Origin of the sequence: Mesorhizobium sp. ESP7-2, assembly GCF_020164715.1 — a bacterium.
Taxonomy (GTDB): domain Bacteria; phylum Pseudomonadota; class Alphaproteobacteria; order Rhizobiales; family Rhizobiaceae; genus Mesorhizobium.
This window is the reverse complement of the sequence record NZ_JAIUGQ010000003.1, coordinates 120,018-132,488: the sequence shown is the minus strand read 5'-3', so window position 1 is coordinate 132,488 and position 12,471 is coordinate 120,018. Positions and strand designations below refer to the sequence as shown.

Below are 12,471 nucleotides of genomic sequence, written 5' to 3'. Positions count from 1 at the left end.
CCATGAGCAAATCCAACACCATCCTCTATCTCGACGGCGTCTCGGTCTCCTTCGACGGCTTTCGTGCCATCAACAATCTGTCGCTGGTGCTCGACAAGGGCGAGATGCGCGCCATCATCGGTCCCAACGGCGCCGGCAAGACGACAATGATGGACATCGTCACCGGCAAGACACGGCCCGACGAAGGCGAAGTATTCTTCGACGGCCAGGTGGACCTCACCAGGCATGACGAGGCCGAGATCGCCATGATGGGCATCGGTCGCAAATTCCAGAAGCCCACCGTCTTCGAAAGCCACAGCGTTGAAGACAACCTGATGCTGGCGCTAAAGGGGCCGCGTTCGATCTTCCCGGCGCTGTTCCACCGCCAATCGGCCGCCGAGGCTCGGCGGATCGATGACATCCTCGGCATCATCCGGTTGGGTGACAAGCGCCGCGAGCTCGCCGCCAATCTCAGCCACGGCCAGAAACAATGGCTCGAGATCGGTATGCTGCTGGCGCAGGACCCGAAGCTGCTTCTGGTCGATGAGCCGGTTGCCGGCATGACCGATGCCGAGACCGAGGAAACCGCGCGGCTGCTCAGGGATATCGCCCACGACCATTCGGTCATTGTCGTCGAGCACGACATGCACTTCGTGCGCGAACTCGGCGTGAAGGTCACCTGCCTGCATGAAGGTTCGGTGCTCTCCGAAGGGACGCTCGATTTCGTCTCGGCCGACGAGCGCGTCGTCGAAGTCTATCTGGGGAGATGAGCATGATCTGGCGGGTGCAATTCCATCACTTCGACATGTCGTTCCTCCGGTTCTGGAGAAGGCGCTGACATGCTCGAAGTTTCCAATGCCACGCTCCACTATGGCGCCGCCCAGGCGCTGCGTGGCGTGTCGCTGAAGGCGGGTGCGGGCAAGATCACCTGCGTGCTCGGCCGCAACGGCGTCGGCAAGACCAGTTTGATGAGATCGATCGTCGGCCACCACCGGCTGACGAGCGGAAGCGTTGCCTTCGAGGGGAAGGCGCTCGACCGGAGCGCGGCGTATGACCGCGCCCGGTCGGGCATCGCATTCGTGCCGCAGGGCAGGGAGATCTTTCCGCTGCTCAGCGTGCGGGAAAACCTCGAATCCGGCTTCGCCCCCTTGAGGCGCGCCGACCGCAACGTGCCGGCGCACGTATTCGAGCTGTTTCCGGTGCTGAGGCAGATGCTTGGCCGCCGTGGCGGCGATCTTTCCGGCGGTCAACAGCAGCAGTTGGCCATCGGCAGGGCGCTGGTAATGCGGCCGAAGCTGCTGGTGCTCGATGAGCCGACCGAAGGCATCCAGCCCTCTGTCATCAAGGATATCGGCCGCGCCATACGCTATCTGCGCGACCAGGCCGGCATCGCCGTGCTGCTGGTCGAACAGTATCTCGACTTCTGCCGCGAACTCGCCGACGAGGTCAACATCATGGATCGCGGCCAGATCGTCCACACCGGCCCGGCGGAAGATTTAGACCGGGCTGATGTTCGCAAATTCCTCACGGTCTAGAATCGGCACTGAACTTCATTTGAAGATTTCAGGTTCTTGGCAAGTCCAATATTTCTTCCGTCCATCATCTGCGTCTCTGGCACATGCAATATCGCATGCTAGTCTTTTCCAGGCTTTGTGAGTCGGCCGTTTCCGTATCAGTCTGGTTATAGCAGATCGAGGCGCGGCGAAGGTTCTGCAAGTTCCACGCAAGCAAGGCTTCCTAGCTTCCCGATCTGATTGTCGTTCAAACGCGTTTGGGCACACAGGCTAAGGGACAGCCATGGAACGTTACGTCGAGGACTACCAGAAGCGGCGGCTTACCGAACGCGTCGACATCATCGCCGCCATCAATATCTTGAGGTCACAGGGCTGCGACTACGACGATCTGATCGAGGAGATCACCAAGGTCTTCTATGTCGACCTCGATGCCTTCAATGAAATCGTCATGGCGGCCTAAGGGCGGCCTCCGCTATCCAACAATCACAGGCTCGGCATGTACGCGTGATCAGCTCGCGCGCCGGAAGGGAGAGGCGGTCACGACGCGGTTGCGACCGCCTCGCTTGGCGTCGTAGAGCGCCTTGTCGGCGGCGTTGAGCACCTTGTCGAAGCTGAGCCCTTCCTTGCTGCCAAACGCAAAACCGGCGCTAACCGTGCAGCTCAGCGAGCCGTTTTCGGTTTCTATCTGCCGCGTCGCGAACACGGCCCGGATGCGCTCTGCCGATTCCTCGACCGTTTCCGGCAGCGTGCGCTTCAGTACCAGTGCGAATTCTTCGCCGCCCATGCGCGCGGCGACGTCGGTCTGGCGAAGATTGCCAGCGAGTTCCCTGGCGAACACCTTCAGCACTTCATCGCCCGCCGCGTGGCCGAATTCGTCGTTGATGGCTTTGAAATTGTCGAGGTCGAAGACGACCACCGCGGTAAAGGCGCCGACCGGGACGTCGCCGTGCATCTCGAACAGAGCGCGCCGGTTGAGCAGGCCGGTCAAGGAATCCGTCAGGGCGTTGCGGTGGTGGTGCCGCGCCAGACGCCCCTGGTTGAGGGCAAGCGAAAGCGCGCCAATACCCGTCATGCTGGCGATAACCACGATGAGGCTTAGCTCCTCGGCCCAGTTGCTTGGTGCGTGTCCGAGCACCAGTTCGCCATCCCAGGCAAGAACCATGGCGCAGAGCGCGAAGGACGTGGCCGTGGCCGAATAGAGCGCGATGATGCCGATCGTCAGGGCGGGTGCCTCATCGCGGCCTCTCCAATATTCGAACGCCGTGGCAAACAGGAGCAAGGCGGCGAACATGTTCTCGAACATGAAGCCGAGGCCATCATAGCCCAAACCCATGGGAGGCAACGCTATCGCCAAGGAAACGCAACCCCACAGCGCCCGTGGCAATGGCGAGCCGCCGGTTCGGAACTGATAGGCAGCACCCAACATGGCCGAAAAGCCGATCAGCAGGAACGCCGAGGTGGCGATGCCGAGCAGGCGTCCCGGCATCTCGATATAGGCGTCATAGATGAAGATATCGCCGACCACGAACACCAGACTGATCGCCCATGTCAGCAGGAATTTTTCCGAGCGAGCGGTCAGCCACATGCCAAACAATGTCAGGCTGAGGCAAGCGGCGGAAAACCCGACGGCAAGCAGAAGCGAAGTGTAGTCGAGCGACATGCCCCTCTTTCCCTGCCGGCGGCGGTCCCATCTCTGCGGCTTGGCGTCGGCGCATTCATGCGGCAAGGAAGTGTCGATAAGGTTACGATGGCCCGAGAACGCCAGGATTTCTCTGTGTCAGAGAATTGCCACCGACAACAGCATGATGATGCCGACCGCCATCATCAGCAAACCCGGCCAATGTTGCGAGAGGCCCAGGAAGCGAAGGCCACGCCGGGGTGGCTCAAGCGTCGGACCCGTCATTGCCAGGTTTGGCTTCGGTTGATCCGAGCCCACAGCCACCGAGCCGCCGCTCAACTGGCCGCGCCTCAGGGCTGCAACCGCCATGTACACAAGGCCGGCTATAGTCAGCAACGCTCCGATGAGGATGATAGCCATCTCTCCTCGCTTTTGCCCACCCGGCCGCCGTGGAAACCAGCTCTCGGCGAGATAGGCAAAACGGTCAAGATGCCCCGCAGGTTCCGAACACGCACCAACACCCGACCTCGAAGTCGCGACAAAAGACATGGCCGCGGCGCAAGCTTGCCACTTTAATCGGCTTAATCGGCCACACGCCTCATCAGCGCCATCGCCCCGAAGGGCGCGCGCACCTTGCCCTCGGTGATGAAGTAGACGAACACGTCGCGCGGCAGGACCGGGGCGTCGGTGGCGGGGTCGGCGCGCCGCAGATCGGCCGGCTGCTTGCCTTCCGCCCAGATTTTTGCGCGCGCTGCCCATTCGTCGAGGCCCTTTGGCGTGTAGCAATCAGGATTGTCGTCGCTACCGGTCTGCAGCCGCGCATAGACGAAATCGCCGGTGATATCGGCGATGTCAGGATATTTGGCATGGTCGGCATTGACGATCGCCGCCTTGTATTTTCGGGCAAGCGCGGCGAATTCCGGCACGATAAAGCTGTCGTTGCGGACTTCGAGCGCGTGGCGCAGCGCGACGCCGTCCTGCCTTTCCGGCAGCAGCTTCAGAAACGCTTCGAAATCGTCGGGATCGAACTTCTTGGTCGGCGCGAACTGCCACAGGATCGGCCCGAGCTTGTCGCCGAGTGCTGCAACGCCGGAACCCAGGAAACGCATCATCGATTCGCCGGCTTCGCCCAGCACGCGCCTGTTGGTGACGAAGCGGTTGCCTTTCAGCGAATAGACGAAACCGTCCGGCGCCTCGTTGGCCCATTTGACGAAGGTCGGCTCCTTGAAGCTCGAATAATAGGTGCCGTTGACCTCGATGCTCGGCACCTGCCGGGTGGCATATTGCAGTTGCTTCGCCTTCGACAGTTTTTCGGGATAGAAGGACGTGTCCCAAGGCTCGAAGGTCCAGCCGCCCATGCCGGCGCGGATTGTTCCCGATGTGCTCATTGTCGTCCTCCCAGATTTCTCAAAGCGATCAGGCCGCGCTGGGCCTTCCGACGGGTTTGGCCATGTCGACCAGTATCCACCCTGGCCGATAGGGATTGGGCCGGCGACCCGTTTCACGGTAGCCATAGGCGGTGTAGAGCGCGATGTTCCGCTCCATCTTGGCGTTGGTGTAGAGCCGCACTTCCGGCAAACCCCACAGACGCGCTTGTTCATCCGCGTGATCGAGCAGCGCGATGCCGAGTTTTTTGCCCTGAAAAGCAGGGGAAACGGCGACGCTGAAGATCATCGCGTGATCGGTATGGCGCTCTAGTGTGATCAGTCCGGCAAGCGCGTCGCCACTTTCCAGAAGCCAGACTTCGCCTTGGGCGATGCGCGGCGCGTAGTCCTCGGTAACGGGGATCGGTGGCGCGTCGAGTATCGCATTGTAGGGAGCATAGGCCGCTTGCGTCAGCGCGACGATCGCGGCGATATCTTCGGGACGAGCAAGCCTCATGCCAAAGCGGCTCTGGACCGTGATCAGACCATCCTCTGTCATCACTCCGCCGCTTCGCGCTTGCCTCCGGGGCGGCGCTCCAGAAGCTCTTTCAGGAACTGGCCGGTGTAGCTGCGTTTCTCGCGCACGATGGCTTCCGGCGTGCCGGAGGCGACCAGTTCGCCGCCGCCATCACCGCCTTCGGGGCCGAGATCCAGCACCCAGTCGGCGGTCTTTATCACTTCGAGATTGTGCTCGATGACGACCACCGTATTGCCCTGGTCGACCAGTTCGTGCAGCACTTCCAACAGCTTGGCGACGTCGTGGAAATGCAGGCCGGTGGTCGGCTCGTCGAGGATGTAGAGCGTCTTGCCGGTTGCCTTGCGCGACAGTTCCTTGGCCAGCTTGATGCGCTGCGCCTCGCCGCCGGACAGCGTCGTCGCCTGCTGGCCGATATGGATGTAGCCAAGGCCGACCTGCTTCAGCGTCTCCAGCTTGTCGCGCACGCCAGGCACGGCGGCGAAGAAATCGACGCCTTCCTCCACGGTCATGTCGAGCACGTCGGCGATCGACTTGCCCTTGAACAGCACGTCGAGGGTCTCTCTGTTGTAGCGCTTGCCGTGGCAGACGTCGCAGGTGACATAGACATCGGGCAGGAAGTGCATCTCGATCTTGATGACGCCGTCGCCCTGGCAGGCCTCGCAGCGGCCGCCCTTGACGTTGAAGGAAAAACGTCCCGGCTGGTAGCCGCGCGCCTTCGCCTCGGGAAGACCTGCGAACCAGTCGCGGATCGGTGTGAAGGCACCGGTATAGGTGGCGGGGTTCGAACGCGGCGTCCGCCCAATGGGGGACTGGTCGATGTCGATGACCTTGTCGAGGAATTCCAGCCCCTCGATGCGGTCATGCTCGGCCGGATGCTCACGCGAGCCCATGATACGGCGTGAAGCCGCCTTGAACAGCGTCTCGATCAGGAAGGTCGACTTGCCGCCGCCCGACACGCCGGTAACGGCGGTGAAGGTGCCGAGCGGGATTTCGGCGGTGACGTTCTTCAGATTGTTGCCGCGCGCGCCGACGATCTTCAGTCGCCGGTTCTTCTTGGCTTCGCGGCGAATGGCTGGAGTCGCCACCTCCAACGCGCCCGACAGATATTTGCCGGTGATCGAATTGGGGTTGGCCATCACCTGCTGCGGCGTGCCCTGGGCGATGATCTCGCCGCCATGGATCCCGGCGGCCGGGCCCATATCGACGACATAGTCGGCATGCAGGATGGCGTCCTCGTCATGCTCGACGACGATCACCGTGTTGCCGATGTCGCGCAGATGCTTGAGCGTGTCGAGCAGGCGGGTGTTGTCGCGCTGGTGCAGGCCGATCGATGGCTCGTCCAGCACATAGAGCACGCCGGTCAGCCCAGAGCCGATCTGCGATGCCAGCCTGATGCGCTGGCTTTCGCCGCCTGACAGCGTGCCGGAATTGCGCGACAAGGTGAGATAGTCGAGCCCGACATCATTGAGAAAGCGCAGGCGCTCGCGGATTTCCTTCAACACGCGGACAGCGATCTCGTTCTGCTTGTCGTTGAGCTGCGCCGGCAGGTCGGTGAACCATTTGTCGGCGTTGCGGATCGACTGTTCCGTGACCTCGCCAATGTGCTTGCCGGCGATCTTCACCGCCAGCGCTTCGGGCTTCAGCCGGTAGCCCTTGCAGACCGGGCAGGGCGTGGCAGACATGAAGCGCTCGATCTCCTCGCGCATCCAGGCGGATTCGGTCTCTTTCCAACGCCGTTCGAGATTGGGGATGACGCCTTCGAAGGTCTTGGTGGTTTTGTAGGAGCGCAGTCCGTCATCATATTGGAAGGTGATTTCGCGCTCGCCGGTGCCGCGCAGGATCGCCTCCTGGGCTTGCGCCGAAAGATCCTTGAACTTGTCGCCGAGCTTGAAGCCGTACGCCTTGCCCAATGCCTCGAGCGTCTGCGAGTAATAGGGCGAAGTCGACTTCGCCCACGGGCTGACGGCGCCGTCGCGCAGCGACACGTTTTCGTCGGGCACGACGAGGTTGGGGTCGATGGCGCGCTGGCTGCCGAGACCGTCGCAGGTCGGGCAGGCGCCGAACGGATTGTTGAAGGAAAACAGCCTGGGTTCGATCTCCGGAATGGTGAAGCCGGACACAGGGCAAGCGAATTTTTCCGAGAACAGGATGCGCTCATGCGTCTCGTTCTTCGATTTGTTGACCGAATCCTCACCGGTCTGGCTGGCGTCGAGCGGCTTGTCGGCGAACTCGGCCACCGCCAGCCCCTCGGCCAGTTTCAGCGCTGTCTCGATAGAGTCGGCGAGACGCGTGGCAAGGTCGCCGCGCACGACGATGCGGTCGACGACGACGTCGATGTCGTGCTTGTATTTCTTGTCCAGCGCCGGCACGTCGGCGATTTCATAGAAGACGCCATCGACCTTGACGCGCTGGAACCCCTTCTTCTGCAACTCCAGCAGTTCCTTGCGGTACTCGCCCTTGCGGCCGCGCACGATGGGCGCCAGCAGGAACAGGCGCGTGCCTTCCTCGACCGCCAATACCCGATCGACCATCTGGCTGACCGTCTGGCTCTCGATCGGCAGGCCGGTGGCCGGCGAATAGGGCACGCCGACCCGGGCAAACAGAAGCCGCATATAGTCGTAGATCTCGGTGACGGTGCCGACCGTCGAACGCGGGTTCTTCGACGTGGTCTTCTGCTCGATGGAGATGGCCGGCGACAGGCCATCGATCTGGTCGACGTCGGGCTTCTGCATCATTTCGAGGAATTGCCGTGCATAGGCCGAGAGGCTCTCGACATAGCGGCGCTGGCCTTCGGCATAGATAGTGTCGAAGGCGAGCGACGATTTGCCGGAGCCCGACAGGCCGGTCATGACGATCAGGCTGTCACGCGGCAGGTCGAGATCGACGTTCTTCAGATTGTGTTCGCGCGCCCCGCGAATGGAAAGGAATTTATGGTCGGCCATCGCCGGTCGCCGCCTCAGATCTGGAATTCGTGGGATTGGCGGGTTTTCCCAGCCATCCCCTATGTAGGTCTTTTTGCCGCCACGTCGAGAGACGCCACAACTCCCGACAGAACTCGTTTAACCGTCTTTCGCGCAAAGGGGCAAGCAGAAAGAACAAAGGCCGAACACGCTCCTGACAAAGCTGTGCGGAAACTGACCTGAACGTAACCTCCCGGCGATCACATTTTTCCGTAACCGGCTATTGATGGTTGACGTGGCCGGCTCAGGGGGGCAGTCTCCGGAGGTCAGCGAAGCCGGCCGTCTTTCGATGGCCTCGCCGCCCCAAGGCGGCCTGCGAGACGCCGCAGGCATTAGCGATTTGCGCTTCGCCACGACAATGTCGCAATGGACACAGGAGCGGAGCATGACGCCACCGGATAGTCCACCAGGGCTTCAGTTGTCACTGGAGCCGCGGCAGGCATAAGTGCCAGAGGCAGGCGTTTGCGCCGCCCGACAAACCGTGACCTGCCGTATCCCTTAAAATCAGAGACTATGGTCGGATCGTCGGCTGAATGCCGCGAAGCATCCGAAATCAAACGCCGGCAGTACACTCCCGGCAAGAATGGATTAAAAATCCAGAAAGAAGCCCCGTCCGTTTGCCCAAGGCACGGCGGGGCTGTTCTTTTTGGGCGAGGGCTTGCGTTGGCGGCCTGCCTATCTGGGCGGCTTGATCCCGCCAACTCCGACATCGACGGTGATGCTGCCGGAAATCCTGACATCCGTATCGCCGATCTTGAACTGTCCGTTGCCGCTGCTGGGGAACGCGTCGTCGGGTTCGGGCGCCGGGGCCGGCTTGGCGATGCGATAGTCCCCGGTTACGCCAGGCAGGGCGCTTTTTTGCGCCGATGACGAAGCGCCGCCTGCAAGTGCCGAACTGGACACCAGGCTGACGACGACGAGCACCATGGCGGCTGCGACACGGTGCGATGTTCCGGATCGATGAGTGTCGGTCATCCCCCTGTTATAGGGACCTGCCGCCAGCGGAACCAGATCGGTCTCGTCAAATTTTCGACACCTAACAGGATCTGATCTGGCCTCTGCTTCACGCCGCCTTTTTGCGGGTGTCGAAGACATGGTCGACAATGCCCCATGCCTGGGCCTCGCGGGCCGTCATGAAATGGTCGCGGTCGAGCGTGCGCTCGACCTCTTCATAGCTGCGGCCACAATGCTGGGCGTAGAGTTCGGTCATGTGGCGTTTGGTCTGGCCAATGCGTTCGGCGTGCCGCTGGATGTCGGAAGCCTGGCCCTGGAAGCCGCCCAGCGGCTGATGCAGCAGGATGGTGGCGTTCGGCAGCGCGATGCGGCGCCCGGCCGCACCCGCCATCAGCAGGAACGATCCCATCGATGCGGCAAAGCCCATGCACACGGTCGACACCGGACAGCTGATATACTGCATCGTGTCGTAGATGGCGAAGCCGCTGGTCACCATGCCACCGGGCGAGTTGATGTAGAGCGAGATCTCCTTCTCGGGATTGTCCGACTCCAGCGACAAAAGCTGCGCGCAGACCAGCGCCGAGACGTCGTCGTTGATCTCGCCGTTGATGAACACGATGCGTTCGCGCAGCAGCCGCGAAAAAATGTCGAAGGCGCGTTCGCCGCGGCTCGATTGCTCGATCACCATCGGTACAAGACTGGCAACACCACTCATTTTTCTTCTCCGATTTTCCGTGTTCAGGCCGCGCGCAGCAGCTGAAGGCGTGGTGTGTTCGCGGCGATAGGTTTTCCGGCCCCGCGCAGCGAAAGCCGGCAGCCGGCGCCAGCCATCGCAACTGCGGGCATCGTCTTGCGGGCAAAGCCGTCATGGACGATGCGCAGATGCGTGCCGCCGGAGACGGTACGGGCGAGCGTGAAGGTGACGGTGCTGTCGAGTGGATGCGCCGCATCGTCCGACTGCTCGCGCCAGGAATAGCGCAGCAGGCGCTCGGGCTCGGCGTCGAGGATCTCGCATTCGATCGGCGCGTCAGACCCGGCGAAGGCAAAGCGGCTGCCAGTCCGAGGCCTAATGTCATTCGGCATCATCCAGGCGGCGAGCAATTCCGGCACGGTCAGCGCCCGCCAAACCTTTTCCGGCGGCTCGGCAAGGTCGTATTCGAACTCGAGCGCATCTGGAGCGACTTCGCTTTGGTTCTTCATTGATCCATGTCCTTCAAAACGGCCTTCAGTCTTTCGATGCGTTCCGGCCAGAACGTCCGATAGCGTTCAATCCAGGAGAGCAGCGGGGCAAGTCCCTGTGGATTGGCACGGTAATAGGCGTTGCGGCCGGCACGTCGTTCGACCACCAGGCCGGCGCCGCGCAGCACCGCCAGATGCTGGGAGACGGCTGGCTGCGAAACCGTGAGGCCGCTGCGCAGTTCCGACACGCTCATCTCGCTCGTCGCGAGACGCTCGAAGACGGCGCGGCGCGTCGGGTCGGCCAGGGCGCGGAAAATCTCTGCTTCGATCATGGCAAAAGCATAAGTCGATACTTATTGATTTGGCAAGCGCTGTTTTGAGACCCATATGCAGCGTGGAGGCATTGCTGCCATTCCTTGACAATCAGCGGCAGTGCATATAGGAACGAAAAGGGAACAAAAACCTTGTGGGAAAAGCCAGCCCTGGCAGGCGTCTGACGTCGGTAGCCTGTAAGGTGCTGCGACAAAATTTGTTTTGAGATGAGCGCGGAGAAATATCATGGCGGGTAGCGTCAACAAGGTCATTCTGGTCGGCAATCTCGGCGCGGACCCTGAAATCCGCCGCCTGAATTCGGGCGAGCCGGTCGTCAACATCCGCATCGCCACGTCGGAAAGCTGGCGCGACAAGAATTCCGGCGAGCGCAAGGAAAAGACCGAGTGGCATAACGTCGTCATCTTCAATGAGGGCATCGCCAAGGTGGCCGAGCAGTATCTGAAGAAGGGCATGAAGGTCTATGTCGAGGGCCAGCTGCAGACGCGCAAATGGCAGGACCAGACCGGTGCCGACAAATACACGACCGAAGTCGTGCTGCAGAAATTCCGTGGCGAGTTGCAGATGCTCGACGCGCGCGGCCAGGGTGAGGGCGGTCAGGTCGGCGGCTACAGCGGTGGCGGCAGCAGCCGCGGTTCCGATTTCGGCCAGTCGAGCCCGAATGAAGGGTTCAACCGCGGTGGCGGCAACGCTCCCAGGGGTGGCGGTGGCGGCGGTTCGTCGCGCGAACTGGACGACGAAATTCCGTTCTGATCGGAAGCCGTACCAAAATACGAATGCCTTTACTTGGTATGCCCCGAGGGTCCGCATGGACTTTCGGGGTTTTTGTATTTTGATTATGAGCCGACAGTCGGCGCGATCAAGGACTGAAAGGACGGAGCGATGAAGGCACGGGTAAAATGGGTCGAGGAGCGCACCTTCGTCGGCGAGTCCGGCAGCGGCCACAAGGTCGTGCTGGGCACGGCGTCCAGTCCGGAAGGCAAGACGCCGGGACCGAGCCCGATGGAGCTGGTGCTGATCGGCACCGGCGGCTGCTCGGCCTATGATGTCGTCCATATCCTCGAAAAAGGCCGCGAGGCGGTCGAGGACTGCGTGGTCGAACTCGAGGCCGACCGGGCCGAGACCGACCCGAAGGTGTTCACCCGCATCCATATGCATTTCATCGTCAAGGGCCGTGCGCTGTCACGCAACAAGGTCAAGCGCGCGATCGATCTTTCCATCGACAAATACTGCTCGGCTTCCGCCATGATGGCCAAGACGGCCACGCTTACGCATGATTTCGAGATCGTCGACACGGCGAAGTAGGGCGGTAGGGCTCAACCGGCCATCAGCGCCTTGATGCCATCTGCCACGAACTGCACCGCCAATGCCGCCAGGATGACGCCGAGCAGGCGGGTCAGGATCGAGCGGCCGGTCTGGCCGAGGATGCGGTCGATGCGTTCCGACAGCACGAACACCAGATAGGTTATGACGAGGCAGACGAGAATGATGCCGACCAGGGCCGCCTGCGCCGCAAAGCCCTGAAACGAGCCGGAGAGCAGCACCGTCGCTGAAATCGCGCCGGGGCCGGCGATCAGCGGGATCGCCAGCGGGAAGGCGGCGATGTTGTGGATCATGTCCTTGGTGATGGCGACGTCGCCGATCTTCTCCTTGCGGTCCTGCCGGCGCTCGAAGACCATTTCGAAGGCGATGAAGAACAGCAGGAACCCGCCGGCGACGCGGAAAGCCGGCAAGGTGATGCCGAACACCGACAGGATAGAGGCGCCGGCGACGGCGAACAGCGCCATCACCAGGAAACCGATGATCGAGGCGCGCACGGAAACTTGGCTGCGCTCGTCGCGGTTCATGCCGCGTGTCACGGCCAGGAACAGAGGCGCCAGGCCGGGCGGATCGATGGTCACGAGAATGGTGACGAAGGCATTGAACAGGCTGTCGAAACTCGGCATCACTGACCCTCCCACCGGGCCAGGCCCGTACCCGCATTGGTAGAGCAAAGCCCGGTCGGTGGGAACTGTCAGAGGGCTGGAGACTTCGA

15 protein-coding genes are annotated in these 12,471 nt (G+C 61.9%); 5 read left to right on the top strand and 10 right to left on the bottom strand.

The genetic code is table 11. The features are described 5' to 3' along the window. The first annotated feature begins 2 nt into the window (after positions 1–2). From urtD to LB543_RS04695, 3 genes are all read left to right on the top strand, one after another. Positions 3–749, top strand: a complete 747-nt coding sequence (gene urtD / locus LB543_RS04705) for an urea ABC transporter ATP-binding protein UrtD (protein WP_140757536.1) — start codon at positions 3–5, stop codon at positions 747–749. A 69-nt stretch (positions 750–818) separates the two neighbouring features. Beyond that, the gene (gene urtE / locus LB543_RS04700; protein ID WP_140757535.1) at positions 819–1,514 is read left to right on the top strand and encodes an urea ABC transporter ATP-binding subunit UrtE; all 696 of its coding nucleotides are present in this window, start codon (positions 819–821) and stop codon (positions 1,512–1,514) included. 262 nt (positions 1,515–1,776) lie between these two features. Continuing rightward, complete coding sequence (locus LB543_RS04695) at positions 1,777–1,953, top strand: hypothetical protein (protein WP_084636783.1); 177 nt, start codon at positions 1,777–1,779, stop codon at positions 1,951–1,953. Positions 1,954–2,001: 48 nt separating this feature from the next. On the opposite strand, the gene LB543_RS04690 is transcribed toward LB543_RS04695, so the two are convergent. From LB543_RS04690 to LB543_RS04650, 9 genes are all read right to left on the bottom strand, one after another. Beyond that, entirely contained in the window at positions 2,002–3,153 is a 1,152-nt protein-coding gene (locus tag LB543_RS04690; RefSeq protein WP_224613213.1) for a GGDEF domain-containing protein, read from the bottom strand. A 117-nt stretch (positions 3,154–3,270) separates the two neighbouring features. Beyond that, positions 3,271–3,531, bottom strand: a complete 261-nt coding sequence (locus tag LB543_RS04685; RefSeq protein WP_224613212.1) for a hypothetical protein — start codon at positions 3,529–3,531, stop codon at positions 3,271–3,273. Between the two features lie 161 nt (positions 3,532–3,692). Next, positions 3,693–4,499 (bottom strand): DUF72 domain-containing protein, encoded by an 807-nt coding sequence (locus LB543_RS04680; RefSeq protein ID WP_224613211.1) that lies wholly within the window; start codon positions 4,497–4,499, stop codon positions 3,693–3,695. Between the two features lie 28 nt (positions 4,500–4,527). Next, entirely contained in the window at positions 4,528–4,992 is a 465-nt protein-coding gene (locus tag LB543_RS04675; RefSeq protein ID WP_224613336.1) for a GNAT family N-acetyltransferase, read from the bottom strand. A 41-nt stretch (positions 4,993–5,033) separates the two neighbouring features. Continuing rightward, a complete protein-coding gene (gene uvrA / locus LB543_RS04670) occupies positions 5,034–7,955 on the bottom strand; it encodes an excinuclease ABC subunit UvrA (protein WP_224613210.1) in 2,922 nt (973 codons plus the stop codon). Positions 7,956–8,648: 693 nt separating this feature from the next. Continuing rightward, positions 8,649–8,948, bottom strand: a complete 300-nt coding sequence (locus LB543_RS04665) for a hypothetical protein (protein WP_224613209.1) — start codon at positions 8,946–8,948, stop codon at positions 8,649–8,651. A gap of 88 nt (positions 8,949–9,036) precedes the next feature. Further along, on the bottom strand, positions 9,037–9,642 hold the full coding sequence (locus LB543_RS04660) for an ATP-dependent Clp protease proteolytic subunit (RefSeq protein ID WP_140757529.1): 606 nt from the start codon (positions 9,640–9,642) through the stop codon (positions 9,037–9,039). A 23-nt stretch (positions 9,643–9,665) separates the two neighbouring features. Continuing rightward, positions 9,666–10,127 carry an SRPBCC family protein gene (locus tag LB543_RS04655; RefSeq protein ID WP_140808560.1) on the bottom strand — a complete coding sequence of 154 codons (462 nt, stop codon included), beginning with the start codon at positions 10,125–10,127 and terminating at the stop codon, positions 9,666–9,668. Next, a complete protein-coding gene (locus LB543_RS04650) occupies positions 10,124–10,438 on the bottom strand; it encodes an ArsR/SmtB family transcription factor (protein WP_140808558.1) in 315 nt (104 codons plus the stop codon). Before LB543_RS04650 ends, LB543_RS04655 begins: the two co-directional genes overlap by 4 nt. Positions 10,439–10,664: 226 nt before the next feature. On the opposite strand from LB543_RS04650, the gene LB543_RS04645 reads away from it, so the two are divergent. Continuing rightward, on the top strand, positions 10,665–11,189 hold the full coding sequence (locus LB543_RS04645) for a single-stranded DNA-binding protein (protein WP_023773877.1): 525 nt from the start codon (positions 10,665–10,667) through the stop codon (positions 11,187–11,189). A 129-nt stretch (positions 11,190–11,318) separates the two neighbouring features. After that, entirely contained in the window at positions 11,319–11,741 is a 423-nt protein-coding gene (locus tag LB543_RS04640; RefSeq protein WP_224613208.1) for an OsmC family protein, read from the top strand. A gap of 11 nt (positions 11,742–11,752) precedes the next feature. On the opposite strand, the gene LB543_RS04635 is transcribed toward LB543_RS04640, so the two are convergent. Then, on the bottom strand, positions 11,753–12,382 hold the full coding sequence (locus tag LB543_RS04635) for a MarC family protein (RefSeq protein WP_224613207.1): 630 nt from the start codon (positions 12,380–12,382) through the stop codon (positions 11,753–11,755). Between the last annotated feature and the right edge of the window lie 89 nt (positions 12,383–12,471).